Origin of the sequence: Rhodococcus sp. C1 (assembly GCF_020809065.1) — a bacterium.
Taxonomy (GTDB): Bacteria; Actinomycetota; Actinomycetes; order Mycobacteriales; family Mycobacteriaceae; genus Rhodococcus_F; species Rhodococcus_F qingshengii.
On record NZ_CP078080.1, the window covers coordinates 358228 to 384605 of the forward strand.

Sequence of the window (26378 nt, forward strand, 5' to 3'; positions counted from 1 at the left end):
GCACAGCAGTTTTTGTGTATCGAAATATCCAGCGGCACATGTCGGCCAGGATTGGTAACCTTCGCTCACTATGCTGATCAGGCTGCTGCGCACTTATCTGACGCCGTACCGGGGTGAACTCACGGGCGTTGTCGTCCTGCAGTTTATTTCGACTATGGCGGCCCTTTACCTTCCGAGTCTCAACGCCGACATCATCGACAACGGCGTGACGAAAGGCGACACCGGCTACATCCTCTCCACCGGCGGGATGATGCTGATGGTCACGCTCACGCAGATCCTGTGCTCGGTGGGGGCCGTCTTCTTCGGTGCGCGAGTCGCCATGGGCGTCGGACGCGATCTCCGAGCGTCGGTGCTGCATCAGGTCGGGACGTTTTCGGCCCGAGAGGTCGGGCACTTCGGTGCGCCTTCGCTGATCACCCGCAACACCAACGACGTCCAGCAAGTGCAGATGATGGTCGTGATGAGTTGCACCATCCTCGTCATGGCGCCGATCATGTGCGTCGGCGGCATCATCATGGCTCTGCGTCAGGACCTGAATCTGTCCTGGATCCTGGGGATCAGCGTCCCGCTTCTCGTAGTCTCGATGGGTTTCCTGATTGCCCGGATGGTCCCCGGATTCAGGGTCATGCAGGGCCGCCTCGACGCCGTCAACCGTGTTCTTCGCGAACAGATCACGGGCATCCGTGTCGTCCGAGCGTTTGTACGGGAACCGTACGAGGTAGAGCGTTTCGGCGATGCCAACCGTGAGCTGACGGAGACTGCACTCGGCGTCGGCCGCCTCATGGCACTGATGTTCCCGCTCGTGATGCTGATCAGCAATGTCACCAGCGTCGCGGTCATCTGGTTCGGTGGCCATCAGATCAACGAGGGCTCGATGCAGATCGGCTCGCTCACCGCGATGCTCAGCTACATCATGCAGATCCTGATGGCCGTCATGATGGCCACTTTCATGGCGGTGATGCTGCCGCGTGCGTCGGTGTGCGCCGAACGTATCTCCGAGGTGCTCGACACGGATTCGTCGGTGATTCCGCCCGAGAATCCGGTCCGAGAACTGAAGGACCCGGGAGTCGTCGAACTTCGTGGCGCTCAGTTCCAGTTCCCCGGAGCCGAGGAACCTGTATTGCGCGACATCACGTTCCGTGCCGAACCCGGCAAGACGACGGCGATCATCGGCGGCACCGGATCGGGAAAGACCACTCTGCTTAACCTGATTCCACGATTGATCGACTCCACCTCCGGATCGGTATCGGTGGGAGAAGTCGACGTCCGCGACATCGACACGGAACTGCTCTGCTCGGTGATCGGTCTGGTCCCGCAGAAGCCGTATCTGTTCTCGGGCACTGTCGCCACCAATCTCCGCTACGGAAACCCCGAAGCTACCGACGAATGGCTGTGGGAGTGCCTCGAGATCGCCCAAGCCGCCGACTTCGTCCGCGCCATGCCCGAAGGTCTGGACACACCGGTGGCACAAGGCGGTACGACGGTATCGGGCGGTCAGCGTCAGAGACTCGCCATCGCCAGAGCGTTGGTGCGTAAGCCACAGATCTATCTGTTCGACGATTCCTTCTCGGCACTCGACCTCACTACTGATGCGAGGCTGCGTGCGGCGCTCCGGCCGGTCACGCAAGACGCCTGCATCGTCGTTGTCGCGCAGCGCATTTCCACCATCGTGGAAGCCGATCAGATCATCGTGCTCGACGACGGCGCCATCGTGGGGATCGGCACGCACGACGAACTCGTGGTCAGTTGTCCCACCTACGGCGAAATCGTCGCCTCTCAGCTAGCCGTACAGGACGCATCATGAGTAATCGACCGACTTCCTCGCCTCCCATCGGCCCGCCCGGCGGCGGCGATCCCACCAAGAAGGCCATGAACTTCGGCCCTTCTCTCAAGCGTCTCCTCGGTCGCTTGAGCCCGGACAAGCCGATCGTCGTCCTGATCTTCGCTTTGGTGACGGCAAGCGTCGTACTTTCCTCGATCGCGCCGAAGATCCTGGGAAACGCCACCAACCTGATCTTCGACGGCATCGTCAGCAAGCAACTCCAGCCGGGGACTACCAAGGAACAGGCTGTCGAAGGATTGCGCGCTTCGGGGCAGGGTCAGCTCGCGGACATGGTTTCCGGCATGGCAGTTGTGCCTGGAACCGGAATCGATTTCGACGCAGTCGGCAAGGTCTTGATGATCGTGCTGCTGCTGTTCGTCTGTGCGTCGCTGTTCAGTTGGTTGCAGGCGTATCTGCTCAACATCGTGGTCCAGCGAACCGTTCGCCGGTTGCGTGAGGATGTCGAGCAGAAGATTCACCGACTTCCCTTGCGGTACTTCGATACCCATGCCCGCGGTGATGTTCTCTCACGCGTGACCAATGACATCGACAACGTCGCGCAGAGCTTGCAGCAGACGCTCAGCCAGTTGGTCATGTCGGTGATGACCGTCCTGGGCATTCTGGTGATGATGCTGTGGATCTCACCGTTGCTCGCCTTGATCGCGGTGGCAACTGTTCCGCTGTCGATCATGGTCACAGCGTTCATCGCGAAGCGTTCACAGAAGCACTTCGTGGCGCAGTGGAAGAGCACCGGCGGAATCAACGCACAGGTCGAGGAAGCGTTCAGCGGCCACGAGTTGGTCAAGGTGTTCGGCCGCCAGCAGGAGGTCGAGGAGCGCTTCCGCAAGCAGAACGAGGATCTGTACGAGTCCAGCTTCAAGGCGCAGTTCATCTCCGGTCTGGTCATGCCGGCCGTGATGTTCCTGGGCAACCTCAACTACGTCGCCATCGCAGTGGTGGGTGGCATGCGCGTCGCATCCGGAACGATGACGCTCGGCGATGTGCAAGCGTTCATCCAGTACTCGCGGCAGTTCACCCAGCCGCTCACGCAGATCGCGTCGATGACCAATCTGCTGCAGTCCGGTGTCGCTTCGGCCGAGCGGGTCTTCGCGCTGCTCGACCAAGAGGAGCAGTCGGAGGACCCGAAGAGTGCGAAGTCGCCCACGGTCGACAAGGGGCGCGTCAAGTTCGAGAACGTCACCTTCAGTTACAAGCCGGAACAGCCGCTGATCGAGGACCTGTCCCTGACTGCCGAGCCGGGTCAGATGGTTGCGATCGTCGGACCCACCGGCGCCGGCAAGACCACCCTGGTCAACCTCATCCTGCGGTTCTACGAACTCAATTCGGGCCGTATCACTTTGGACGGCATCGACATCGCCGACATGACGCGAGACGATCTGCGCTCGCGCATCGGCATGGTTCTGCAGGACGCGTGGCTCTTCGGTGGAACCATCCGCGAGAACATCGCGTACGGCAAGCCTGGTGCCACCGACGAGGAGATTCGTCGTGCGGCCGAGATGAGCTACGTCGACAAGTTCGTGCACTCTCTGCCTGAGGGTTACGACACGGTCATCGACGAGGAAGGCAGCAACGTCAGTGCGGGCGAGAAGCAGCTCATCACTATCGCCCGCGCCTTCATCTCGCAGCCGTCCATCCTGATCCTCGACGAGGCGACCAGTTCGGTGGACACACGCACCGAACTGCTGGTCCAGAGCGCCACCGCGGTTCTGCGCAACGACCGCACCAGCTTTGTCATCGCGCACCGTCTTTCGACAATTCGTGATGCGAACCTGATCGTGGTGATGGAGGAAGGCCGGATCGTGGAGCAGGGGAGCCATGAGGCTCTGCTCGAATCCCGCGGCGCGTATTTCCGTCTGTACAACAGCCAATTCGTGGGCGCGGAGATCTGATGCCTCAGTAGACTGGAGCAGACTTGGTCCGCTGGGTGGACCACATTCTGTGTACTGGAGGCGCTCGGCGATGCATTCGTTGCTGGGGAAAGCGCGCCTGATACTCGATTCCTTCGATGCGGATTCGGGTGCGCTGTCGCTGACCGAACTTGCGAATCGGAGTGGTGTTGCGAAGGCGACGGTGCATCGAATAGCCGGTGAACTGGTGTCTCTTGGTCTACTGGAACGGGTCGGAACCAAGTACAGGTTGGGGTTACGGCTCTTCGAACTGGGGCAGTTGGTTCCTCGTCAACGTATTCTGCGCGAGGTGTCCTTGACGTATGTGCAGGATCTTCACGCGGCGACCCGGGAGACGGTTCACCTCGCGATTCGCGACGGCCTCGATGTTCTGTACATCGACAAGATCTCCGGTCATCACGGGGTGGACCTGCCGTCGCGGGTGGCTGGCCGGCTGCCGATGTATGCCACGGCAACCGGCAAAGCGATACTCGCGTACTCACCGGATTCCGTTTTTCGAGCGGTGACAGGCAACGGATTTGTCGAGTTCACCGATCGGACGGTGAACTCGGAAGACGGGTTACGTAGGCAACTCGACGCTGTTCGTTCGCAGCAGTTGGCGGTCGAGACCGAAGAGGTTCGCCTGGGAACATCGAGTATCGCTGCCCCGATCTTCGGTGGACTTGGTGAAGCAGTTGCCGCGATCGGTGTGTCGAGTCCGCGGTATCGAATGGACACCGAGCGTTTTGCCGAACCGTTGCGCGCGGCGGCCGAAGGGATCAGCCGGAAGGTATCGGTTCTCGAACGCTCGGCATAACCGTTTTATCGACGCACGCAGAGCAGCGCGATCACGCCGAGAACCGAAGCCCCGGTCATGGAGATGGCCACGGCAAGACTGGTGTTGCCGAGAAGGCCGACGATGGGCGCAACCACAGCGGCAGCGCCGAACTGCGCAAATCCGATCAGCGCGGCTGCTGAGCCTGCGGCTTCTCCGTGACGGGACAGTGCAACCGCCGGTGCGTTGGGCATGACAAAACCCGTTGCGCAGAGCATCAGCAGGATGGGGACGGCAAACCCGACGAATCCCCACGAGTCGGTGGCGGCAACAACAACAAATGCAGCGCCGACGGCACTACTGCCCCACATTGCCCAGATCGTGATGGAATTCGGCGACCACCGGCCGAGAAGCACGACGTTGAGCTGGGACGAACCGATCAGAACGACGGCGCCGCCGGCAAAGGCAAATCCGTATGCGGTGGCGCTCAGTCCGAACTGTTCCTGCATCACGTAGGACGACGCGGCGATGTACGACCACAAAACGCCGCGGCCGAGACCGCACACGAGCACCAACACCATGAAGTGGGCATCCTTGCCGAGCGCAATGTAGTTTCGCGCGATGGCGCCGATGCCCTTGCCCGACCGATTCTCGGGTGGAAGTGTTTCCGGCAGCGATACTGCCGCGAGTGCGATCATCGCGATGCCCAGGATGAAGAGAGCGAGAAAGACTCCGCGCCACTGTGTTACGGACATCAGTGCCCCGCCGATGGAGGGGGCCAGGATGGGCGCTACGCCCATGACCAACATCAGCCGCGAAAGTACAACTGCCGCATCGTGTCCGGTGAATAGATCACGAACGATTGCCATCGCGATCACGCCTGTCGCGGCGGCGCCGAAACCTTGAAGGGTTCGCAGCGCAGTGAGGACTTCGATGGACGGAGCAAAGAAGCAGGCCAACGACGCGCCGACGTGAATTACTGTGCCCACGAGCAGGGGACGTCGACGTCCGTAGATGTCGGACAGTGGGCCGATGAGCAACTGGCCGAAAGCCAGACCCAGCAGTGTGCCCGTCAGGGTCAGCTGAACCATCGTGTCCGACGTACCGAATTCCTGCGTGATCTGTGGCAGCGCAGGAAGATACATGTCGACGGTGAACGGCCCGAGGGCGGTGAGAATTCCGAGAAGCAGTACCAATCGGATCCGTGCACCGCCCCTCGGGGCGATCACCGTTAGTTCAGTTGTGCTGTTGGTCAAGGAAACCCGAAACTACACTGTAGTAGTCGTATGGTCGTTCTTCCTGAAGATGATGCGACGCCTTGTCCATGATGTAGAGATGGCCATGGGGAATCATCCGCGCAAGCATGAGCGGGTAGTCCGGGGTGAGGAATGCGTCGTGCATGCCCCAGGCGAAGAGCGTCGGCGCCTGGATCTGGCCGAGTTCAGCTGTGAGATCCTGCCAATCGCCACGAGGTGAGTCCGCCGAGGCAGCCAGGGCCATTTCTTCGGGGTCGAGACTTTGCTCGTATCGCATCTGGAGGGTTTCGGCGGGCAACTTCGATCCGTCGAACCATTCGAGACTGGTGATCAAGGTGCGGAGTTTTTCGAGGGTGGGGCCGGTGCCGCCGTAGTAGACGTCGCGGGCGTTGCGGCCACGACGGCCATCCTCGGGGAGCGGCGCGAGTGGACCGTAGAAGACGGGCATGCTGCCCGTGATCACCAGGGAGCGAACGCGTTCCGGGTACTTTGCCGCAAGATTGAGAGCTATGGTGCCGCCCCACGAGTTGCAGACGAAGTCTGCGCGTTCGATTCCGAGTTCGTCGAGCAGGGCAACCACCTTGGCGGCGTGGAAGTCCCACATTGGGCCGGCGATGGTGCACTTGTCGGACCGACCGTATTGCAGCAGATCAACGAGAATCGCTCGTCGATCCGAGGCGAAGAGCGGTGCCACTGGCCCGAAGTCGGACCACGCAGTGCAGCCGGGGCCGCCTCCGTGCAGGAAAATCGTGGGGTCGCCCTCGCCGAGGTCGTAGTAATGGAATGTGACGCCATCTGCTTTGGCGTACAAGCTCTTCGGTTGATCAGCCATGGCTATACCTGACCTCGAGGTGAGCGGTATTGGAAGTATCGCGGTCCGGCAGGCGAACCCGGTTCGTGGCTGTGAGACTTCCGAATGCCTAGCGTGCTGGCATGAGAACAGAACTCGAGCACGCGCGTGATCGCGCGGAGGCGATGATCGGTACGCGGGAAACGCGAGAGTTGGGAACGGTGCGTCCGGCGGAGTCGGTTGCGTTTGCGGTTGCCACCGCCGAGACGGACCCCCGGTTTCTCGACCCGGAGCACCCGGCATTTGCCGTCCATCCGATGTATCTGCCTTCGCTTTTGCGAGGACCGCAAGGTGGCTCCGATCGAGAGTACCGAGCAGACGGCATGTTCCGTGACGAAGTGCCGGGCACAGACGGTATCGACGTGCGCTTGATGGCCGGCGGGCAGAGTGTGACTTTCTTGCGACCGGCCCCGCTGGGTGAGGCTGTCGTCGTAGGGCGAGTACTCGATACCGTGACGACCAAGGGCCGGGCTCCGGACGAGTTTCTGCTGCTCTCGGTCACCAAGACTTACCGGGGTGCGCAGTCCGGCGCATTTGCCGAGGTCGTCGAGAAGTTCATCGTCCGATGACCGAAACAGTAGTCGTGGGCACGCCGATCGAATCGGTGACCTTGATCTGCGATCCGGTTCGGATCCTTCGATTCGGGGCGTCGACGCACAATTCGCACCGTATTCACTACGACGCCTCATATGCGCAGACGGAGGGGTTGTCCGCACCGGTGGTCATGGCCCAGTTGCAGGGCACGCTGTTCTTTCGTGCCGCGTCACACTTTGCCGGTGGATACGAAGGAGTTGTGTCCGTCTCCTGGCAGAATCGTGCGCCCGCGCCCGTCGGAACCACGCTCGAGGTGTCGGGTGAAGTGTCCCAAATCGACAGTGACCAACTAACTTTGGCATTGCGGGAGCATTCGGACAATGGCGTGCTGTGTGCCGTCGGAACCGCTGTGGTGGTCCGGGTCTGCTGAGCGAACCGAATCCATTGGCGTAGACCGCAATCTCACCCAAGATCTGTTTCATTCAAACGTTCAGTGTCGAGAGGACTTCACATGACTGGTGTCGAGGCGTCGGAAGCCACGTTCGCGCTGCCCGAGCGGCCACGAGCGGCCGGTCGGCAGGATTGGACGGCATGGCCGGGTTACAACGCAGCCGGCAGCGGATACCGCGGTTACTGGTACCCGGTCACGTGGTCGAACCACATCACCAAAGACCCCAAGAGCTTCACCATCTGTGGTGAAAAGCTGGCGATCATCCGCGACGCAGGCAAGGCATATGCCCTGCACGATCGGTGCCCGCACCGCGGCGTTCCGTTGTCCGAGGGCGATCAGCAGTTCCCGGGAACTGTCAGCTGCCCGTACCACGGCTGGACGTACCGGCTCACTGACGGCAAGCTGGCCGCGGTCATCACCGACGGTCCGGATTCCAAGATCTGCGGCAAGCTGAACGTCCAGACCTATGCGATCGAGGAGCGACTCGGTCTGGTGTGGGTGTACATCCCGATCGCCAACGAGCCGGCGCCGTCCATCGACGACCAGTTGCCGCGTGAGCTGGTGGAGAACAAGGGTATCGTCGGTGGTCGGATTCAGCCCCGAGAAGGCAACTGGCGCTTCGCATGTGAGAACGGTTTCGACGAGGGACATGCGAAGTACCTGCACCGCACCGCATTGTGGCGTCTGTTCAAGCCGATGCCGACGTGGAACATCACGAGCATCGTTCCGGAGGGACGCTGGATCTACCGCGTGCAGGAAGAGGTGTACTGGGAGGCGGAATTCCCGGGCGTGGGAACCTGGACGAACAAGCGGTGGTGGAAGAAGAAGCCGGACGAGACCCAGATTTCGCAGATCGGAAACGTCGGCGCCGGTCTGGACGTCAATCCTGTGATCGCAGCTCAGAACTTCCCCGGTTTTGCTTCACTGTCCATGCCGGGTGTCCTGCGCATCGCGTACCCCAAGTTCATTCACTACGAGTTCTACGTCCCGGTGGACGAAGACAACCACAAGTACGTCGGCCTCATGGTCAACTTCGTCTCCGGCGCAGCAAAATTGGGCTTCTACGCCAAGTACCTCGGCGCGATCCGCTGGCTGTTCCACGGTCAGTTCTCGGGTCAGGATGCGTGGATGGTCGAGGTCACCGACGCACCGCCGGAGAAGCTGTACCGACCGGACGTGTCGCTGACGACGTGGCGAAATCTGGCAGAGGAAGAGTACGCCGAGAAGATCGCCGACGCGGCCAAGCACACCCCCAAGGCGCCGGTCAGGCCCACCCGAGAGCGCCGGACGCCAACGCCCCGCTCGGCCCCTGTCGCCGACGCTCAGATTCCCACCGGCACCAGCGAATAGGAGAGATACATGTTCAAGATTCTGACGGCTGTCGCTATCGGTGCCGCTGTTGCAGTGGCAGTTCCCAAGCTGTGGCAGCTGGCCGGCGAGCGCAGCAATACTCAGGTACATCAGGTCAATCCATGACCACTGCGAGGGCCGATGCTCTCGCAGGCCTAGGCGACGAGCGCCGGGAATGGGTCGAGCGAGCCTACGCCCATGTCGATCGTGCGCGATTGCGGGATCTCGCCACTTCGGTGGTCAACATTCCCAGTCCGACGGGTGACGAAGCACCGCTGGCCCGCCACATCACGGCGGTCCTGGCAGCGTCGGGCATCGAGGCCCACACAATGGATCTCGATGATCGGCAAGCGAACTCGTGGGGAAGGCTCCGCGGTGACGGGTCCGGACCGGACCTGTTGCTGTATGCGCCGATCGACACCGTCACGACCGGCGATCCGGCGGAAGACCTGCCGTGGGTGGGAAATGAGCTGCGAGCGGATCTGACGCCGCACGCCCAGTTCGACGAGAACTACGTGATCGGATTGGGTGCGTCGAACCCCAAAGGCCACGCCGTCTGCATTGTCGCGGCGGCCGAAGCAATTGCCGCAGCCGGTATTCCGCTCCGCGGTGACCTGGTGCTCGGATTCGGCGCCGGTGGTATGCCGACCAATGCCCGCCCCGGTGTCGGAAACCCCCGACGCAACACCGGCCAGGGCGTCGGCTGCTCGTTCCTCCTGGAACAGGGAGTGTGGGCGGACTGCGCGTTGATCGCCAAGCCCGGCTGGACGGTCTCCTGGGAAGAAGTGGGACTGGCCTGGTTCGAGATCACGGTGCACGGTCTGCACACCTACGTCGGCTCGCGCCACCGGTTGCCGTACCGCAACGCGATTACCGCAGCCGGCGAGGTGGTCGCCAAGTTGGAGGAATGGTTCCCGAAGTACTCGGCGGCGCATCAGGACGGTTTGGTTGCGCCTCAGGGGATCGTTGCCAACATCCGCGGCGGGTGGGAGCGAACAGCGTCGTTCACCCCCGAGCAGGTGCGCCTTACCGTTGATCTACGGCTCAGCCCGCGGACGACGCCCACCGCGGCCAAGCGCGAACTCAAAGCCGTCGTTGCGGAGATCGCACAATCGCTGGATCTGCAGATCGACGTCGAACAGGTTCTTGCCATCCCCGGTGAGGGTTCGGACCCTCGAATGTGGTTGCGCCGCGCCGCAGTCCACGCGTGGGAAGCTGCCGAAGGAGAGCCGCATCAGGACTTCTTCGACGCGAGTGGAGCCACCGACGCAAACATCCTGCGCAGCCGCGGCATCCCGACGATTCGGGTGGGTATGCCCAAGGTGGTCGACGCACCGTTCGAGGTGGACTTCGCGATGGGGATGAACACTGTGGATCTGGCTGCGGCGGAGAGATTTACGAAGTATCTGATCCGAGTGGCCCTCGACACCGTCACCCGCTCGCTCGAGGAAGTAGGAATCGACTGATGGCGAAGATAGTTCTGGGTATCGGTGCCTCCCACAGCACCTTGATGAACACCCATTGGGAAGAGACGACGCACAAGGCGGAGGCCGAACGCTTCCGGGACGCGCTGTATCTGAGCCGGGAGAAGATCGCGGCGTCGAAACCCGATGTTGTCTTGATTTTCGGCTCCAACCACTTTCGCGGTTTCTGGCTGGATCTGATTCCGGCGTTCACTCTCGGCGTCGGAGAGTGCATTTCCAGTGGCGAGTCAGGAACACCCAAGGGGCCGCAACGGGTCGACGTGGAGTTCGCCAGGCACCTTGCAAACGAGCTGATCGAAGGTGGCCGGTTCGATCTTGCCTACTCGGCGCGATTGCAGATCGATCATGGTCAGTCTCACGCGATTCAGTACCTTCTCGACGGAATCGATGTTCCGATAGTTCCGTTGGTGGTCAACGTATTCGCGCCGCCCCTCCCGACGTTCAAGCGATGTGAGGAAGTGGCGAAGGCCCTGCGGGATGCCGTTGCGTCGTATCCGGCGGATACCCGGGTCGTGGTGATCGCGTCCGGTGGATTGTCTCATCGTCTGCCTTGGCCGGACTGGCGGGATCCGCACGGTGAGGACGAGGATTTCATGGTTCAAGCCTGGCTGGACGGCCGGGAGAACTGGTCCGACTACGACGTCCGGCGACGCCAGATCATCCGCGCAGCCGATGCCGCGATCACTCCGGAGTTCGATGACCGAATTCTTGATCTGTTTGCCAGCGGCAAGGCAAGTGAGCTTGCCGAGTTCACGACGCAGCAGATCGAAGACGAGGCGGGCAACGGTGCGCAGGAGTTGCGGACCTGGCTCATGATGGCCGCGATGCTCGACTACGTTCCGGGTGAACGCCTTGCCTACGAAGCGATTCCCGAGTGGCTCACCGGTATGGGTGTCACGATTCTCGATCCAGCTGGAACAGACAGCGCAACAACATAATCTGCACCTTCAGTAAAGGAAGTTTCTCTGATGACAATCTGGAACGAACTTGCCGGGCTCGATTTCGAGTTGACGACCGTCGACGCCGGCGGTGTGCCCACGCGCTCTCTGCAGGCAGGATCCGGTGACGAGGCCGTGATCTTCCTGCACGGCACCAGCGGACACCTCGAGGCATTTGCACGCAATATTGCACCGCACGCCGAGTCTTACCGGGTTCACGCGATCGACATGCTCGGCCATGGTTACACCGGCAAGCCTGACTACCCGTACGAGATTCCGCGCTACGTCGAGCATTTGGTGAACTACCTCGACGCGGTCGGACTGGACCGTGTGCACTTGGTGGGTGAAAGCCTCGGTGGTTGGGTCGCTGCCTACCTGGCCAGCGAGCAGCCCGAACGTGTTCTGTCGCTGCAGTTGCTGGCAGCAGGCGGAACAGTCGCGAACCCGGAAGTCATGGAGCGCATCAAGACGTCGACCGCGAAGGCCGTCCAGAGCGACGACATCGAATTGACCCGCGCACGTATGCAGTTGCTCATGCATGATCCCGCCGATGCAACCGAGGAATTGGTTCAGGCTCGTCACCGGATCTACCATCAGCCTGATTTTGTCGCCAACATCCACAACCTCCTTTCCTTGCAGGAGATGGAGGTTCGCCAGCGGAACCTGCTGCGCCCGGATCGAATGGCACTCATCAAGGCGCCGACTCTTGTGGTCTGGGGTCAGGAAAATCCGTTCGGTGATGTTCCGGAAGCGAAGAAGATGGCCGAGGATATTCCGGGCGCTCAGCTCGAACTCTACTCGGAGTGCGGTCACTGGCCGCAGCACGAGCAGGCAGCGAAGTACAACCCGCTGAGCCTCGAGTTCTTGGCAAAGGCATCAGCCAGCGCGAAGGCAGCTATCTGAGAAGTTCCTGCCAAATATGCTGCTGCGTAATGGAGCCGGTCTCTCGATTGGGAGGCCGGCTTCCGCGTTTTCGAAGGTACAGTCATCGTCTTACAGCGAAGGAGTTCTCGTGAAGAAAGTACTTCTGCTGACGGCCGACGCCGACAACGGACTCGGTACCGCAATCCGTGACGCCGTCAGGGGTGAGGCGGAGGTAGTTCGATTACCTGAGCGCACCACGGGGGCGCTCCGTGCGGAGTTGCCGACATGCGACGTCGTGGTGGGGGACTGGAGTGGTGATCTGCCACTGGGCAAGGAGGAAGCAGAGCTCGGCCGGAATGTGCTCCTCGTCCAACAGCCTGGTGCCGGAACCAATTTCATCGATGCCGAAGCCTGGCGCGCCGCCGGAGTTCCGGTGGCGAATACTCCCGGTGCAAACGCGAATTCGGTTGCGGAGTGGGCAGTGCTCGCGGCAGGTGTGTTGTGCCGCTCCATGTTCTGGGCGCACAACGAGGTTACCGATGGTCGATGGCCACAGGAATCCATCCTGACGCGCGATTGCCGCGATCTGGCGCAGCGCCGGGTCGGCGTCGTAGGTGTCGGTTCGATCGGCCGCCGGTGTGCAGAATTGTTTGCCGCCTTCGGTTGCGACGTCTACGTCACCGCGCGTTCGAGACCGCGTGACACTGTGGCTGCGACGTTTGTGTCACTCGACGAGTTACTGCCTCTCGCGGATGTCCTGGTGCTGGCCGTCCCGCTTACGGAATCAACTCGGGGACTGATCAATTCCCATCGAGTTGCGCAGTTGCCCACCGGAGCGATCGTGGTCAATGTGGCGCGCGGCGCTGTCGTCGACGACGCGGCATTGGCGCGTGCCTTGCGTTCCAGGCATGTCGGCGGCGCTGCCCTCGATGTGTTCGACGTTGAACCACTACCGATTTCGAGCCCGCTCCGTGGATTCGATTCGACCCTCCTGAGCCCGCACGTCGCCGGCGGCAGCGCCGGAGCGCGTGCGTCGATCTATTCGATGACGGCGCAGAATGTCGCCAGTGCGCTGCGCTCGCAGACAATTCGGTGGACATTGTGATTCGGTGGACATTGTGATCGAGGGCCGTGTTACCGAAGTATTTCGGTCCGCACGTTCCTCCAGGTGCAGTGTTTCGCCGAGGTAAGTTCCTGTCCCCGGTCCGCACGGTGGACCCGGTTGGTTCTCGGGTGTAGGTACACACAGCTAGGTTTGCTCTCCACGACCCGCAACTGCGGCACAGATCACAAACAAAGGTGTGAGTAGATGGCCTCGCTGTCAAAGTTTGGAAGGACTGCTCTTGTTTCGGCTGCGCTGCTGCTGACCGTTGCAACCGGCGCATGCAGCCGCCCGGCGACGCAAAGCACAGCTGATTCTGCCGGAAGTGGACCACTGCGTATCGCAGTCGGAATCGATGCTTCCTACGCTCCGTTCTTCGTAGCGGATCAGGAAGGCATGTTCGACGCTGCCGGTTTGGACGTCGAACTCGTCCAGTTCGGTCGTGGTGGCGAGGCCGTCGACGCACTCTCGACCGGGCAGGTCCAGATCGCCGGTAGCTCCGATACGACAACGATCGCCCAGTTGCGTCAGAATCCGTCGTTGCGCGCGATGTACTCGTACGAGGCGTCGGGTGACTACATCAAGGTCGTGCTGCGTAACGGTGTCGACTCACCGGCTGCGATCAAGAAGATGGGCATCGTCCCGGGTCTCAGCCAGATTTCGACGGACAAGTACCTCGCTGCCAACTCCATTGCCCCCGGTTCGGTCGAGATGATCTCGGCGACCCCGACGGACATGCCCGCACTGCTCAGTCGCGGCGACATCGACGGGTTTGTCCTGTGGGAGCCGTGGCCGGCCACCGCCCTGGATCAGGGAACCGGCCACGTGGTGGCAGTAACCGGAGACTACGGCTGGTTCTATCATCATTGGGCGATCACGACGGCTCCGTGGTTGTCGGCCAACGAAGAGACAGCGCGAACCGTCGCGAAGGTGCTCGACGAGGCAACGCGCAAGGTCGAGTCGGATCCGGGCGTGGCAGCGTCCGCGACCAAGGCGGCTGTGAACGTCAGCGAGGATCAGACTATTGCCGCGGTGGACGAGATCGACTTCGCCGTGGTGAATCTCGAAGCTGCGGATGTCGAGTCGGCTCAGTCGATCGTAGATTTCTACAAGTCGATCGGTGTTCTCAGCGACCAGCCGGATCTCGAATCGGCAATGCTTCTGGATTGGTACAAGGATGGTGCACAGTGAGTATCGCAACAAGTGGTTCAACGACCAGCTCGACGAATAGCGCGGGGACAGCCGGCCCCGGCAAGAAGAACACCGGTGTTGCCATCGACGTGGTCGACCTCGGAATCAGCTTCGGCGCGGCGGAGATCGTCGCCGGAATCGACATGCACGTGCAGCCAGGTGAATTCGTCTGTCTGCTCGGTCCGAGTGGCTGCGGCAAGTCGACGCTGCTGTCGTCCATGGCCGGCTTCGTGGAACCCAGCGCCGGCGAGATCGTGTGCGACGGAGATGTCGTCGCCGGCAGTAACCGCCACGCCGGCATGGTGTTTCAGAGCTCCGAAGCGTTGTTCGAATGGATGACCGTGAGCCAGAACGTGGCCTACGGCCCCAGGATGCGTGGAGCGAACCGCAGCGAGCAGGCGAGTATCGCGGCCGAGTACCTCGCGATGGTCGGCTTGCCCCACGCGGGTGCGAAGTTCCCCTCGCAGCTGTCCGGCGGTATGCGGCAACGTGTTCAGATCGCACGAGTTCTTGCCAACCAGCCGTCGTTGGTTCTCATGGACGAGCCGTTCGGTGCGTTGGACGCTCAGACTCGTCAGGTTCTGCAGACCGAACTCGACCGTATCTGGCGGCACACCCGCTGCACCGTGGTATTCGTGACTCACGATATCGACGAGGCACTGACGTTGGCTGACCGTGTGATCGTGATGTCGGCCGGCCCGCGGGCCCGGATCAAGAGCGTCTACGAGGTCAATGCGGCTCGTCCGCGAGACCGCAACGATCCCGAGGTGATCGAGCTCTACGAGAAGCTGCGGGACGACATTCGGGCAGAAGTGGTTGCGTCGCTGCGGAACCAAGGCATTGAGGAGGACGAGCTGTGACGGCTGTAGTGACCGGTGGTTCAGCCGGTGTGAGAACAGCGAAGGTGGCGGAGACAAAAAAGCGTTCGTCGGCGCGGCGATCCAAGATTGTCAAAGCGACGCTGATGTATGCAGCCTCAGCGGCAATCGGTTTGGGCATCTGGTCGTTCCTGGCGTGGTGGTACGGGCCGACCACCATTGCATCACCGGCCGAAGTATGGTCGGCGGCACAGGAACTGTGGGAGAGCGGCGTTCTGTGGTCGTCGATCACCGCATCGGGTCAGCGAATTCTCATCGGCTGGTTCCTGGGTGTCGTGATCGGTGCTCCCGTCGGAATTCTGATGGGCCGCATTTCCATCGTGCGACAGCTCCTCGATCCGTACATCGAGTTCTTCCGGTTCATTCCGCCTATTGCGTTTGTCACTCTCGCCGTCGTCTGGTTCGGCATCGGTGAGACGTCGAAGGTTGTTCTGATCTTCTACACCTCGGTATTCATCGTCACGGTCAGCACGATTGCCGCGACTGTAGCGATCAGCGAGAACAAACTGCAGGCAGCGGCAAATCTTGGTGCCAACAAACTTCAGATCATGAAGACGGTGGTCTTGCCGTCGTCGATCCCCGGCATCGTCACGGGCGCTCGCCTGGCGATGGGCAACAGCTTCCTCACCATCGTGTCGGCGGAGATCGTCGCCGCCGACCAGGGTATCGGTTCGATGATCTGGCAGGCTCGAAACTACGGCCGGATCGACTGGACGTTCGTCGGCATCATCGTCCTGGGCATCATGGGCTTCATCTTCGACCGGATTCTCCGCATTCTGTCCTCGCGGTACCTCGCCCGTTACGGCGTCAAATAGTCAGGAGCGCAGCATGAATCACCCGCTGAGCATTGCCGAGCAGGCCGGAATTCCGGGACCGCCCGAGTTCACCGATATCGAGAGTGAGCGGCGTCGTCGCAAGACCGCTGTCATCGGCGGGTATCGGATTTTGTCGAAATTCGGTTTGGACGAGGGAATCTCGGGACATATCACCGCCCGAGACCCAGAAGATCCGGAGACTTTCTGGACTGCGCCGTTCGGGCGGCACTTCTCCCAGGTTCAGCCGGAGGAATTGCTGCATGTGGCATCGGACGGCGCGGTCATTTCCGGAGACGGACCGCTCAACCGAGCAGCGTTTGTCATCCACAGCAAGGTTCACGAGGCTCGTCCCGACGTCATCGGAGCTGTTCACGCTCACGGTTTGAACGGTAAGGCGTTCTCCTCGCTGCACACCCGCCTCACGCCGATCACTCAAGACGCGTGCGCCTTTCACGAGGATCACTCGATCTACGAGGAGTATCACGGGGTGGCGCTGGACGAAGAGGAGGGGATTCGCATCGCGGATGCCCTCGGATCGAACAAGGCCGTGATCCTCACCAACCACGGTCATCTGACCGTCGGAACTTCCGTGGAGAGCGCAGTGTGGTGGTATGTGTCGATGGAGCGGTCGATGCAGGCGGAGTTGACGGCGCGAGCCGCCGGTGATCCGGTTGTCCTGCACGAGAAGATCGCGGCGCAGACCTACGAAGCAGTCGGCACCGAGAAGGTGGGGTGGTTTGCGTACTCGACCATCATCCAGAAGATCGCAGCAGACGAACCCGAGGTATTCGCGCACTGAATTCTTCGCGCACTGAATTCCTGCGAGCATTGGGCCCGTCGACCGAGAGGTCGGCGGGCCCTTTTCGTGGTGTCCCGCAACTGTTACCGAGGTCTGTTGAGCGGACCGGTTTCATTTGCGTGAGTCCGTCGGCGCAATACCGTATCGAGTGTGAACAAAACGTCTTCCACGGCGACCGACAACGAGATCGGCGTCGATATTCTGATCATTGGTGCCGGCCCCGCCGGGCTGTACGGCGCGTACTACGCAGGCTTCCGCGGCCTCTCGGTTGCCGTGATCGATGCCCTTGCGGAACCGGGGGGACAGGTCAGTGCGATGTACCCGGAGAAGGCGATCCTCGACATCGCGGGATTCCCTTCGGTCAAGGGACGCAACCTCATCGAGGGTTTGATGGCGCAGGCTGCCCCGTTCGATCCGGTGTACCTTCTGGGCATGCAGGCTCGTGAGCTGTCGCATGACGACGACGGCCGGGTGCGGATCACCACCAGCACGGGCCAGGTCGTGGTGGCCGGCGCGGTTGTCATCACCGGCGGCATCGGAACCTTCACCCCGCGTCCGTTGGCGAAGGGTTCGGAGTTCATGGATCGGGGGCTGAGTTACTTCGTCCCGGATTTGTCGGCGCACACCGGGAAAGACGTTGTCATCGTCGGTGGCGGCGACAGCGCGTTCGACTGGGCCGTTCACCTGGAACCGATTGCCAAGTCCGTCACCCTGGTTCACCGGCGAGATCGTTTCCGCGCACACAAATCCACAGTCGCCAAGGTGCAGGAAAGCAGTGTCCAGGTTCTCGTCAACGCCGATGTCTCGGCGGTACGTGGAAACGGGTGGATCGGCGAGGTCGACATCACCCACAAACAAGACAAGAGCACGTCCACGCTGCCCGCTCAATCCGTCATCGCTGCATTGGGATTCACGGCCGACCTCGGTCCGATGATGGAGTGGGGAATCGAGATCGACAATCGCCACATCGCGGTGAACACACGGATGGAGACGAATGTTCCGCGTGTGTATGCCGCCGGGGACATCACGGACTATCCCGGCAAGGTCCGCTTGATCGCCGTCGGTTTCGGCGAGGCCGCGACTGCGGTGAACAACGCTGCGGCAGTGCTGGATCCGGAAGCAGAAATCTTCCCTGGACACTCCACCGAACAGGAGAGCTAGGCAATGGCATTTGTCATCGGTGAAGCATGCATCGACTACACGGACCGATCGTGCATGGAAGAATGCCCCGTGGATTGCATCTACGAGGGTGATCGCAAGCTCTACATCAACCCGAACGAATGCATCGATTGCGGCGCTTGCGAATTGGCCTGCCCGGTGGAGGCGATCACCGTCGACCGGAAAGCAGACCCGGATTTCAAGGAAGACAACAAGCGCTTCTTCCTCGAGGTCTTGCCTACCCGTAGCGAGCCCGTCGGAAATCCGGGTGGTTCGGCAAAGATCGACATCGTCGGCGTCGATACCCCGATGGTTGCGGCGTTCTGATGGCTGGCGGCCTGCAACTCGGATACGTTGATTCGTCTTTCGGGCAATTGCATTACGCGCAGCAAGGTTCGGGTGAGGCGATTCTCCTGCTTCATCAGGCGCCCCGGTCGTGGGACGAGTTCCGCGAGTTCATTCCACTCCTTGCCGAAGACTTCCGCGTTGTCGCGATGGACATGCCGGGGTACGGCAACAGTGCTCCGGTGCCCGGCCCGCAGACCATCGAGACCTATGCGCGAGGCGCGTGGGAATTGCTCGACACCCTGGGCGTCGATCGAGTCACGGTCATCGGTCACCACACCGGTGCGGCAGTGGCGCTCGAGATGGCGGCATCACGCCCCGAGAGGGTGCACGCTGCCGTGCTCTCGTCGTGCCCGTGGACCGACCGCAACTACCGCGAGGGGCACTCGGGACCCGGTGGGATCGACTGCGTCGACCGGGCCGCAGACGGTAGCCATCTCACCAGGCTGTGGGAGATGCGTCGCCCCTACTACCCCGAACCAGGCACCGCACTGCTCGACAGGTTCATCCGAGACGCGCTTGCCTACCGGGTAGATCCGGCGGAGGGGCACAACGCCTGCGCCCGCTACGTCATGGAGGCGAGAGTCGGTTCGGTGACTGCGCCGGTTTTGCTGATCGGCGCGCAGAAGGATCCCTTCTCGATGCCTAACATTGCGCCGTTACGTGCACACCTGACGGGTGCGGCAGTGGTGGAAACGGAGATCGTCGAATCGGGGACCGTCGCACTCGTCGAGGAGCACGCTCCGCAGATTGCATCCGCCGTCCGCATGTTTCTGGAGAATTACGCAGGTAGGCGCCCCGTGTAAACTCTGCGGGACGGGTTCACTGAGCGGACCGTGTGGCGTGCGTCTCATCGTGTCGTCACCATAGTGTCAGTCTCGAAGCACCTGCACCTAACGAGGACCCCGACCGATCTCGGTCGTTGTGGCACTCGGTCTCGGCAGGCTGTCACAGATCGTTCAGGAGGACACTCATGGCCGCTCCACAACAATCCGTCGGGTTCGGATCCGTACTACCCATCGCGTCGGAAACGACCGCTGCATCGCAGCCTGCAGGTGAACTGTCCTCGGTCCTGGGCAAGGCTCGAATGATCTTGGACGCTTTCGACACCGACCACAGTGACCTGTCTCTGACGGAGCTCACCCGGCGCAGTGGGGTCGCGAAAGCGACGGTTCACCGGTTGGCCGGCGAGCTGGTCGAGTGGGGATTGCTCGAGCGCGCGGGTACCAAGTACCGGCTCGGCCTGCGATTGTTCGAGCTGGGCCAATTGGTGCCGCGTCAGCGGATTCTGCGCGACGCGGCGCTGCCGTACATGGAGGACCTACTACTGGCGACGCAGGAGACGGTTCACTTTGCGGTTCGTGACGGCATCGACGTCCTCTACATCGAGAAGATCATCGGACACCGCGGGCTCAATCAGCAGTCGCGGGTGGCCGGTCGGCTCCCGCTGTACTGCACCGCCACCGGCAAGATCATCCTTGCCTTCTCCCCGCAATCGGTCTTCGACGAGGTAGTCGAGCAGGGTTTCACCGCCTTGACCAGTCGAACGACGATGTCCGTCAGCGTGCTGCGCCAGCAAACCGAGCGGATGCGTAAGGAACAACTCGCGGTGGAGGTCGAGGAGACACGGCTCGGGTACATGAGCGTCGCAGTGCCGGTGTTCAGCGGCCCGCGCACTCTGGCCGGCGCGTTGTCTGTGACAGCGCCGACGGCTCGCCTCAACGTCAGCCGCATCACCGGGGCCCTGCGCACTGCCGGCGCCGGAATCACCCGAAAACTTCATGCCATGAAGTGCACACATTCGCCGAGCGACCCGCTGGCTCTGCGCACGATCTGCAGTCCGGTGATGTGTTCGTTCAACGGTTGCGGCAAGTAGCGAGGCGCGGTCTATCGCCGGGCGCGGAACACGCTCTTCTCGCAGTCCCAGGTGTGTGGGCCGACGCCCCTCTCACGTAGCACTGCTTTCTGTACCTTGCCGGTTTCGGTGAGTGGCAACGTGTCCACGACGTCGATGTACCGGGGAAGTGCAAAGTACGGCAGCTGTTGCTGGGAGAACTCCAGAATCGAAATGGGGTCGAAAGATACTCCGGGGCGCAGTATTACAGTTGCCATGACGTCGTCCTCGGCCAGATCCGACGGTACCGGGAAGACGGCAACCTGACCGACCGACGGATGCAACGCCAGAACGGTTTCCACTTCGGCCCCGGAAATATTTTCACCGCGGCGCCGAATCACGTCTTTGATGCGATCGACAAATCGGAACCAGCCGTCTGCTTCCCGAATCACCCTGTCACCGGTCTGTATCCAACTCTCCGTCGCCGGAATCTCCTCGCCCAGATAGCCCAGTGAACAGGCGCCGGGGATCGTGCTGCGGACCACCAGTTCGCCGGGCTCCCCGTCTGCGGCAGCAGTACCGTCGTTGACGACTGCGGCGTCGTAGCCACTCATCACCCGCCCCATGTACCCGGCCCGCCGATCTCCCGGAAGTGTGCCGATCACGAGATTGGTTTCGGTACTTCCGAATCCGTCCACGAGTTCTACACCGAATCTCTGGGCAAACGGTTCGATCAGATGAGCCGGCGTTGCGGGGGCAAGTGCCACGTGGACGCTGTGCTGTCGGTCTTGCGGCGATGGGTCCGCGTTCATCAACATGGCCACCATCGCACCCAGCAGGTAGTCGACAGTTGCGCCGATCTCGCGAACTTCGCGCCAATGATTGCGGACCGAAAAGCGTTGTCCCAGGAAAAAAGTAGACCCGGCCCAAAGGGACTGAACAAAGGAATTGAGAGCATTGGTGTGAAACAGCGGCAGGCAGTTGTACAGCACATCGTCCCCGGTGAGCCCGAGTGAGGCGCCGACGCCTTTGCCCCACTGCAGGAACTGCGCGTGCGGGCATCGGACGCCTCGGGGCAGACCGGTGGTGCCGGAGGTGAAGAGTATCGCGGCCAGGTCGAGCGGATCGAGGGTCTCGGGCTCACAGCCCGGATGCGAACCGGCAGTGGGGACGCACTGTTCACCCATGACCCACACGGTGCCGTCGAATCCGGCTACAGCGCCTGAGTATTCGGGTGAAACCAGGATCCGTTGTACACCAGCCTGTTCGAGTGCGCCGGCAACACTGTCGGCTCGGAGGGCCGTATTGAGTGGGACGACAACCGCACCGATCCACGCGCATCCGAGAACAAGGTCTGCCAGTTCGATCCTGTTGCCGGACAGTGCCGCCACGCGCTCCCCACGGCCGACACCGTGATTACGGAGATCCGCCCCCATCGACGCTGCACGATCCCGCAATTCGCGGTAGGTGACCGTGATCCCGTCGACGACGAGCGCCGGGTGCTCCGGACGCTCCAAAGCTCGCCTCCGGATCAAATCCGGAAGCGAGCGCGGAATGGCATGTGCGTCGTGGTGCATGGGTAATTGTATCCCTCAGGGTACGACGACGGCCCGGCCGGCAACCTTGCCCTCACCCATCAACTGCAGTGCCGTTGCGATGTCATCCAGCGGAAACTCCTGCACTGCAACGGAAATCTTGCCTTCGATGAGCAGCCGGATCATTTCAGGTGCCAGTTCGGCTTGCCGGGCAGTCTTGCGAATCATGTTGACGGGCAGGATCCGGACATCGCTGAGCAACCAGTTCGGTAAGTCCAGGGTGAGGCTCTTACCCAAGGTATATCCGATCAGGGCAGCCCGGCCACCGGGGACAACACTCGCCAGAAGGTGCGGCAAGCCGTCGCCGCCAAGCGTGTCGATCACGGCGTCGACGGAAGGCTCGGATCCCACCACTCCGGCAAGTTCGTCGCCTTGCCCGACGACGGGACGCACACCCTCCGGAAGCAAGGCAGCCTGATCTTCGCGCGGTACAACACCGATTACCTCGGACGCTCCGGCAAGCAGAGCGAACTGTGCTGCCATCGATCCGACAGCGCCGGATGCTCCGGCGACAACAACTCGTTCGCCGGGAGCGACGGCTGCAATGTCGTTGACGGCAACATAGCCGGTTGTGCTGGGCAGGAAGAAGGTTGCGGCGACGGCCGGCGACAGTGCGGGATCAAAGGGTGTGAACGCCTTGTCTGCCGCTACCAGATACTCAGCCCAGCAACCGTTCTTGAACAGGCCGACTCCGCCGCCTCGGACCAGAAGGCGGGTGCCAGGCTCATAGGTGTCGGATTCGATTACCGTCGCCGCTCCGTCTGTTCCACCGATATGTGGCAGGTTCGGCTTGACTCCGAAGTTTCCGCTCGCGACGGTGATGTCGAGATGGCCGAGCGCGGCAGCGTCGATGCGCACGAGCGTCTGACCGGATTCACGTGTGGGAATGTCGATGTCGTCGATGACCGGTGAAGTGCCGAACTGATGGAGTCGGGCCGCGCGCATTGTGTCTCCTAGTAGCGATCTGTGAATGGATGTACTGAATATGAGTGCGGTCAGGACAGGATCGACTGGTCGCGAAGTCCGGCGATCAGTTCGTCGCTGTATCCGAGCACCGACTCGAGGACGTCGTCGGTGTCCGCGCCCAGCACCGGCGCAGCGCGTCGGATCGAGCCGGGTTCGGAGTTCCGGCGAACGGGGATGCCTTCGTGGAGGAATGTTCCGGCGAGGGGATGTTCCTGTGCCGAATAGAAACTGCGTGCCCGAAGATGTGGATCGCTCTCGACCAGGTCGCGTCCGTCCTGGACGGTGCCGGCCGCGATACCCGCCGATTGCAAGCGTTCCATGACGGTTTCGGGTGACAGAGTCCTGGTCCAGTCGGCGATGGCGTCGTCGATACGTTCGTGATCGGCTTGGCGGCTTTCTGCACTCGCGAAGTCAGGATTGCCGATCCATTTCTCTGCTTCGATGATGCGGCACAATGCATTCCATTCCGTGGTATCGCGAACGGCAATCGAGCACCACCGGTCGCTGCCGAGGCACGGGTACACGCCGTGTGGTGCCAGTTCGTGATGGCTGTTGCCGATCGGATCGGGGGACTGTGACCGGGCGGCTCGGAGAACGCTGGTACCCATGTGCGCTGCCATGGCTTCGAGTTGTGACAGGTCTACGTGCTGTCCCCGGCCGGTCCGGTCGCGGTAGTCGAGGGCTGCCAGCATCGCGACGCCGGCTTGCAGTCCGGCGACGATGTCGCCATGGCCGTAGATGACTCCGACAACATCATCGGCGTTCCAGCCGGTCAGTGCGGTCAAACCGGTACTTGCCGAAACGATGTCGGCATACGACACCCAGTCCTTGCGAGGACCGGTGTGACCCATCCCGGACATCGACACGTAGATGATGTCCGGTTTGAGCTCCCGGAGTTGTTCGTAGCCGAGCCCCATCTTGTCCATTACCGACGAGCTGAAATTCTCGACCACGACGTCGGAGTTCCTGATCAGGTCGCGCAGTACCGAAAGGCCCTCTGCGGATCGGGTATCGAGTGTGATGCTGCGCTTGTTGCGGTTGACGTCGTTGAAGTACCCGCTGGTGTTCGGATTGTCGTGCGGTCCTCGCGAGAGATGCATGAACGGTGCAAAGCGAGTCGGGTCCGGGCGTCCGATCGATTCGACCTTGATGACATCGGCACCGTGGTCGGCAAGGATTCTGGTGCCGTACGGGCCCGCCAACACCCACGTGAGATCCAGGACGCGGACACCTTCGAGGCTGGGCGTGCTGCCACCGCTGAACTCGTGGGTTTCGTTCACTGCCACAGGCGAGGTGGCCTTCAAGAGTTCCTGATGCTGGCCCAACCGGGCAGCCTCGAGCGTTCCGATGCGCCGGCCTTCGGGGAAAGCGAAGCCGAACCCGAGATCGCGGTAGGTACCGTGATCTCCGGTCACGTCGGTGAAGAAGTCCCGGTCGTTGAGTTGCGGGTTACGCAGCAGTTCTTCGGGCCGGTCGACCGCTGCCCACGGCAACTTGCGTGACTGCGCGCTGACCGCGAATTCTTCCTTCGGCCACTTCGCGATGAAGGCGGACAGAACGTCGAAAATGTGTTCCTGATGCGTCTTTCGGTAGACCGCGTCGGACCACTCCGGTTGATCGAGATCGTCCTGAGCATCGTTGTCGATCAGCCAGGCCAACATGCCGTCCCACATGCGGGGGCTACCGCCGAGGCCGCCACCGACATAACCGTCGGCGGCCTGGAACAGTCCGTGCGGAACGAGCGGATGTACCCGGCCCGGACGCGGTGGTACGCGGTCCTCGTGAATGTAGGCAAGAGTGCCCGCTTCCAGCGCGGCGGCAACACATTCCTGAGCGCTGATCTCCAGCAACGGGTTGTGGCCCTTGGATCGCGAACGCAGTCCGAGAAGCACGCCGATTGCGGCATTGATTCCGGCGAGCTGCTCAGCCTGGAGTTCGGGGAGCAGCAGTGGAGGGTGCTCGGGATCGCCGACCTGGGCCATCATCCCGCCGAGTGCCGCGACGGTCAGATTTGTTGCCTTCCAGTCACTTCGCGGTCCGGTTGTGCCGAAGGGTGTCACTCGTACGTGAACGAGAGATCCTCGGTTGTCGCGTAGAGCGCCGGTCGCGCTGCCGTCGAGCAGGACGTCGGCACTGCGCAGCAGTGCCTCGAAAGCGAGGCGATCGTTGCTGTCGTCGATATCGAGGACAACGGACTTCTTGCCCGCATGCCAATGCAAGTACGAATCACCCTGGGACTCGGTGCGACTGGGGTCACCGGTGGGTGGTTCTACCAGAATGACCTCGAAACCCAGCCCGACCAGGATGCGCCCGGCGAATCGCGCAAACGGACTGGAAATCTCTACGACCCGTACCGGGGGATGCACCACAACTACTCCGTTTCAATCGAAAGATATCGCCGAACCGACTGGAGTCGAACGTAGTTCTGCGGGCCGGTGGGCGACATGATTTCGGTCTGCCCACCGGACCCGTTCTCACTCTCCGCTCAGGCGGCGTTCTGCTCGAACCATCCCGAGAGGAGGACAGCGGACGGATCGATGTCCGCGGAGATCTTGCCCTGCTCGCGGAAGAATGCAACAAGTTCGTTTGCGCGCTCCACGTCGTCCTCGGTGAATCCGCGTCCACCGAAATCGATTTGGGTCACCCGGTCTGCGGCCTCGGCCGGGTCCATCTGGATAGACGCGGCAATTGCGGTTGCAGCCCGATCCGGATCCGAGTTCACGATTGCCGACGCTTCCGAGATCACCTTGAACACCTTGCCTGCGGTTTCTTCGTTCGCGGACAACCAGTTGTCCGAAGCGATGATCCATTGGGCGTACTTGGCGCCGAAGTCGCCGGTCGTGGCAACAACGCGCCCGCCGGTATTGACACTCTGCGTCACCCAGGGGTCGAAGGACAGGAAGCCGTCGATGTCACCGCGCGCCAGCAATGCAGGCTGTTCGGGCGGGCTTGTGCTCACGAGTGTGACCGTCGTGGGGTCGATGCCGAGACTGGCCAGGTACTGGTTCGTGAAGTAGAGGCCGATGCCGGGGAAGACGCCCATGGTCTTGATCGACTTCGGCTCGACGCCATTCCTCAGTACAACCTGGAAGTATCGGTCGGATTCCTGAAATACGCCCAGCGCCCGCAGGCTCGGATTGGCGGCCATGACGGACAGTGCCGTCGAGTCGGCATTGCCGGAGAGTTCCGAAGTTCCGGCTACGACGTTCTGGGCGCCTGCTGCCCCGCCTTCGGTCTGGATGACCTGGACGTCGAGGCCGGCGGCCTCGAACATGCCCTCGTGGTCGGCGAGGAAAATCGGGGCGTACGACGGGTCTACACCTACCGCGATCCGTACCAGGCCACCACTTTCGGCGGAGTTGTCGGTAGCGGGGCGGGTGCATCCGCTGACGGCGATCGTCAGGGCGGCGAGAGAAGCGACTGCGCCCACCCATTTCTTCTGAAATTTGTTGAGCATGATGGCC

At 61.8% G+C, this 26378-nt stretch carries 24 protein-coding genes; 18 read left to right on the forward strand and 6 right to left on the reverse strand.

Features of this window, described 5'->3' with window-relative positions:
• Positions 1-70 precede the first annotated feature (70 nt).
• The 3 genes from KTR60_RS01655 (at position 71) to KTR60_RS01665 (ending at position 4546) form a co-directional block, all read left to right on the forward strand.
• Entirely contained in the window at positions 71-1804 is a 1734-nt protein-coding gene (locus KTR60_RS01655; RefSeq protein ID WP_228401693.1) for an ABC transporter ATP-binding protein, read from the forward strand.
• Entirely contained in the window at positions 1801-3732 is a 1932-nt protein-coding gene (locus KTR60_RS01660; RefSeq protein WP_003943946.1) for an ABC transporter ATP-binding protein, read from the forward strand. The genes KTR60_RS01655 and KTR60_RS01660 overlap by 4 nt, the downstream gene beginning before the upstream one ends.
• A gap of 70 nt (positions 3733-3802) precedes the next feature.
• Positions 3803-4546, forward strand: a complete 744-nt coding sequence (locus tag KTR60_RS01665) for an IclR family transcriptional regulator (RefSeq protein ID WP_007731643.1) — start codon at positions 3803-3805, stop codon at positions 4544-4546.
• 5 nt (positions 4547-4551) lie between these two features.
• Here the strand turns inward: KTR60_RS01665 and KTR60_RS01670 are convergent, their stop codons facing one another.
• Positions 4552-5733, reverse strand: coding sequence for a multidrug effflux MFS transporter (locus KTR60_RS01670; RefSeq protein ID WP_019746495.1), 1182 nt, complete (start codon positions 5731-5733; stop codon positions 4552-4554).
• Positions 5734-5740: 7 nt separating this feature from the next.
• On the reverse strand, positions 5741-6592 hold the full coding sequence (locus KTR60_RS01675; RefSeq protein ID WP_007731641.1) for an alpha/beta fold hydrolase: 852 nt from the start codon (positions 6590-6592) through the stop codon (positions 5741-5743).
• 101 nt (positions 6593-6693) lie between these two features.
• On the opposite strand from KTR60_RS01675, the gene KTR60_RS01680 reads away from it, so the two are divergent.
• The 15 genes from KTR60_RS01680 (at position 6694) to KTR60_RS01750 (ending at position 20395) form a co-directional block, all read left to right on the forward strand.
• Positions 6694-7179, forward strand: a complete 486-nt coding sequence (locus KTR60_RS01680) for an FAS1-like dehydratase domain-containing protein (RefSeq protein ID WP_007731639.1) — start codon at positions 6694-6696, stop codon at positions 7177-7179.
• On the forward strand, positions 7176-7574 hold the full coding sequence (locus KTR60_RS01685; RefSeq protein ID WP_065351800.1) for an acyl dehydratase: 399 nt from the start codon (positions 7176-7178) through the stop codon (positions 7572-7574). The genes KTR60_RS01680 and KTR60_RS01685 overlap by 4 nt, the downstream gene beginning before the upstream one ends.
• 81 nt (positions 7575-7655) lie before the next feature.
• Positions 7656-8945: an aromatic ring-hydroxylating oxygenase subunit alpha gene (locus tag KTR60_RS01690; RefSeq protein WP_007731634.1), complete on the forward strand. Its 1290-nt coding sequence runs from the start codon at positions 7656-7658 to the stop codon at positions 8943-8945.
• A gap of 122 nt (positions 8946-9067) precedes the next feature.
• Positions 9068-10411 carry a M20 family metallopeptidase gene (locus KTR60_RS01695; protein ID WP_007731632.1) on the forward strand — a complete coding sequence of 448 codons (1344 nt, stop codon included), beginning with the start codon at positions 9068-9070 and terminating at the stop codon, positions 10409-10411.
• Complete coding sequence (locus KTR60_RS01700; protein WP_054188629.1) at positions 10411-11367, forward strand: catechol 1,2-dioxygenase; 957 nt, start codon at positions 10411-10413, stop codon at positions 11365-11367. The genes KTR60_RS01695 and KTR60_RS01700 overlap by 1 nt, the downstream gene beginning before the upstream one ends.
• Before the next feature lie 30 nt (positions 11368-11397).
• Complete coding sequence (locus tag KTR60_RS01705) at positions 11398-12270, forward strand: alpha/beta fold hydrolase (protein WP_065351801.1); 873 nt, start codon at positions 11398-11400, stop codon at positions 12268-12270.
• Between the two features lie 109 nt (positions 12271-12379).
• On the forward strand, positions 12380-13336 hold the full coding sequence (locus tag KTR60_RS01710) for an NAD(P)-dependent oxidoreductase (RefSeq protein WP_019746501.1): 957 nt from the start codon (positions 12380-12382) through the stop codon (positions 13334-13336).
• A 204-nt stretch (positions 13337-13540) separates the two neighbouring features.
• On the forward strand, positions 13541-14524 hold the full coding sequence (locus tag KTR60_RS01715) for an ABC transporter substrate-binding protein (protein WP_007731624.1): 984 nt from the start codon (positions 13541-13543) through the stop codon (positions 14522-14524).
• Positions 14521-15384 (forward strand): ABC transporter ATP-binding protein, encoded by an 864-nt coding sequence (locus KTR60_RS01720; protein WP_007731623.1) that lies wholly within the window; start codon positions 14521-14523, stop codon positions 15382-15384. Before KTR60_RS01715 ends, KTR60_RS01720 begins: the two co-directional genes overlap by 4 nt.
• On the forward strand, positions 15381-16217 hold the full coding sequence (locus KTR60_RS01725) for an ABC transporter permease (protein ID WP_019746502.1): 837 nt from the start codon (positions 15381-15383) through the stop codon (positions 16215-16217). The genes KTR60_RS01720 and KTR60_RS01725 overlap by 4 nt, the downstream gene beginning before the upstream one ends.
• A gap of 13 nt (positions 16218-16230) precedes the next feature.
• Entirely contained in the window at positions 16231-17016 is a 786-nt protein-coding gene (locus tag KTR60_RS01730) for a class II aldolase/adducin family protein (protein WP_054188628.1), read from the forward strand.
• A gap of 150 nt (positions 17017-17166) precedes the next feature.
• Entirely contained in the window at positions 17167-18177 is a 1011-nt protein-coding gene (locus KTR60_RS01735; RefSeq protein ID WP_050655582.1) for an NAD(P)/FAD-dependent oxidoreductase, read from the forward strand.
• Positions 18178-18180: 3 nt separating this feature from the next.
• Positions 18181-18501: a DUF362 domain-containing protein gene (locus KTR60_RS01740; RefSeq protein WP_007731605.1), complete on the forward strand. Its 321-nt coding sequence runs from the start codon at positions 18181-18183 to the stop codon at positions 18499-18501.
• Positions 18501-19325: an alpha/beta fold hydrolase gene (locus KTR60_RS01745; protein WP_228401695.1), complete on the forward strand. Its 825-nt coding sequence runs from the start codon at positions 18501-18503 to the stop codon at positions 19323-19325. The genes KTR60_RS01740 and KTR60_RS01745 overlap by 1 nt, the downstream gene beginning before the upstream one ends.
• 167 nt (positions 19326-19492) lie before the next feature.
• Positions 19493-20395: an IclR family transcriptional regulator gene (locus tag KTR60_RS01750; RefSeq protein WP_007731601.1), complete on the forward strand. Its 903-nt coding sequence runs from the start codon at positions 19493-19495 to the stop codon at positions 20393-20395.
• Between the two features lie 11 nt (positions 20396-20406).
• On the opposite strand, the gene KTR60_RS01755 is transcribed toward KTR60_RS01750, so the two are convergent.
• From KTR60_RS01755 to KTR60_RS01770, 4 genes are all read right to left on the reverse strand, one after another.
• The gene (locus KTR60_RS01755) at positions 20407-21930 is read right to left on the reverse strand and encodes an AMP-binding protein (protein ID WP_228401697.1); all 1524 of its coding nucleotides are present in this window, start codon (positions 21928-21930) and stop codon (positions 20407-20409) included.
• A 15-nt stretch (positions 21931-21945) separates the two neighbouring features.
• Positions 21946-22893 carry a quinone oxidoreductase family protein gene (locus tag KTR60_RS01760; RefSeq protein ID WP_007731598.1) on the reverse strand — a complete coding sequence of 316 codons (948 nt, stop codon included), beginning with the start codon at positions 22891-22893 and terminating at the stop codon, positions 21946-21948.
• Between the two features lie 50 nt (positions 22894-22943).
• On the reverse strand, positions 22944-25280 hold the full coding sequence (locus tag KTR60_RS01765) for a CaiB/BaiF CoA-transferase family protein (protein WP_228232382.1): 2337 nt from the start codon (positions 25278-25280) through the stop codon (positions 22944-22946).
• 119 nt (positions 25281-25399) lie between these two features.
• Positions 25400-26371 (reverse strand): ABC transporter substrate-binding protein, encoded by a 972-nt coding sequence (locus KTR60_RS01770; protein WP_007731596.1) that lies wholly within the window; start codon positions 26369-26371, stop codon positions 25400-25402.
• Between the last annotated feature and the right edge of the window lie 7 nt (positions 26372-26378).

What these genes read in the sequence shown, in the direction of transcription:
- KTR60_RS01655 (WP_228401693.1), top strand. Translation starts at nt 71, where the DNA reads ATGCTGATCAGGCTGCTGCGCACTTATCTGACGCCGTACCGGGGTGAA.
- KTR60_RS01660 (WP_003943946.1), top strand. Translation starts at nt 1,801, where the DNA reads ATGAGTAATCGACCGACTTCCTCGCCTCCCATCGGCCCGCCCGGCGGC.
- KTR60_RS01665 (WP_007731643.1), top strand. Translation starts at nt 3,803, where the DNA reads ATGCATTCGTTGCTGGGGAAAGCGCGCCTGATACTCGATTCCTTCGAT.
- KTR60_RS01675 (WP_007731641.1), bottom strand. Translation starts at nt 6,592, where the DNA reads ATGGCTGATCAACCGAAGAGCTTGTACGCCAAAGCAGATGGCGTCACA.
- KTR60_RS01680 (WP_007731639.1), top strand. Translation starts at nt 6,694, where the DNA reads ATGAGAACAGAACTCGAGCACGCGCGTGATCGCGCGGAGGCGATGATC.
- KTR60_RS01685 (WP_065351800.1), top strand. Translation starts at nt 7,176, where the DNA reads ATGACCGAAACAGTAGTCGTGGGCACGCCGATCGAATCGGTGACCTTG.
- KTR60_RS01690 (WP_007731634.1), top strand. Translation starts at nt 7,656, where the DNA reads ATGACTGGTGTCGAGGCGTCGGAAGCCACGTTCGCGCTGCCCGAGCGG.
- KTR60_RS01695 (WP_007731632.1), top strand. Translation starts at nt 9,068, where the DNA reads ATGACCACTGCGAGGGCCGATGCTCTCGCAGGCCTAGGCGACGAGCGC.
- KTR60_RS01700 (WP_054188629.1), top strand. Translation starts at nt 10,411, where the DNA reads ATGGCGAAGATAGTTCTGGGTATCGGTGCCTCCCACAGCACCTTGATG.
- KTR60_RS01705 (WP_065351801.1), top strand. Translation starts at nt 11,398, where the DNA reads ATGACAATCTGGAACGAACTTGCCGGGCTCGATTTCGAGTTGACGACC.
- KTR60_RS01715 (WP_007731624.1), top strand. Translation starts at nt 13,541, where the DNA reads ATGGCCTCGCTGTCAAAGTTTGGAAGGACTGCTCTTGTTTCGGCTGCG.
- KTR60_RS01730 (WP_054188628.1), top strand. Translation starts at nt 16,231, where the DNA reads ATGAATCACCCGCTGAGCATTGCCGAGCAGGCCGGAATTCCGGGACCG.
- KTR60_RS01740 (WP_007731605.1), top strand. Translation starts at nt 18,181, where the DNA reads ATGGCATTTGTCATCGGTGAAGCATGCATCGACTACACGGACCGATCG.
- KTR60_RS01745 (WP_228401695.1), top strand. Translation starts at nt 18,501, where the DNA reads ATGGCTGGCGGCCTGCAACTCGGATACGTTGATTCGTCTTTCGGGCAA.
- KTR60_RS01750 (WP_007731601.1), top strand. Translation starts at nt 19,493, where the DNA reads ATGGCCGCTCCACAACAATCCGTCGGGTTCGGATCCGTACTACCCATC.
- KTR60_RS01755 (WP_228401697.1), bottom strand. Translation starts at nt 21,930, where the DNA reads ATGCACCACGACGCACATGCCATTCCGCGCTCGCTTCCGGATTTGATC.
- KTR60_RS01760 (WP_007731598.1), bottom strand. Translation starts at nt 22,893, where the DNA reads ATGCGCGCGGCCCGACTCCATCAGTTCGGCACTTCACCGGTCATCGAC.
- KTR60_RS01770 (WP_007731596.1), bottom strand. Translation starts at nt 26,371, where the DNA reads ATGCTCAACAAATTTCAGAAGAAATGGGTGGGCGCAGTCGCTTCTCTC.